The organism is Brachyspira sp. SAP_772, from assembly GCF_009755885.1.
GTDB lineage: Bacteria > Spirochaetota > Brachyspiria > Brachyspirales > Brachyspiraceae > Brachyspira.
Genome location: NZ_VYIX01000401.1, coordinates 1 through 500 on the forward strand (window position 1 = coordinate 1; position 500 = coordinate 500).

At 21.6% G+C, this 500-nt stretch carries 1 pseudogene; it reads left to right on the forward strand.

What is annotated here, in order from left to right:
- Positions 1 to 122: 122 nt before the first annotated feature.
- Positions 123 to 500, forward strand: a pseudogene (locus GQX97_RS14760) (hypothetical protein); the annotation flags it as partial.

Below are 500 nucleotides of genomic sequence, written 5' to 3' on the forward strand. Positions count from 1 at the left end.
ATAAATATTCTAAAAAACATGATTTACTTAATTTAATAAGAGATTTTATAACTTATCGTCGTCGTTACATAAGATTTGCATGGATAGACGTATAAAATTATTATGGAGATATATAAATATTTATGAAAGATATTATTTTTAATTTAATATATAAAATCAATATACCAGAAAATGATTTATTTAGAATGGCAGCATTATTTTTATGCTCTTTTATAATAGTATTTTTAATATTGCTTTTAATTAAAGGAATTGGTGAAACAGTAGTAGATGGTGATAGTGTAATAGGTTTGGCAATAGCTATAATATTAATAATAGTGTTTTTTGTAGTATCAGGATTTTTTATAATAAAAAATATTGAAAATACTTATGAATATATATTTATAGCCATTGGTATTATAACGGCATTATTTAATTTGAATGAAGATAACATAAAAAAGACATTGCTTGTTGCTTTTGTATTTTTTCTTATACTTTTATATGCAGCGTTTTTTAATGCTCCG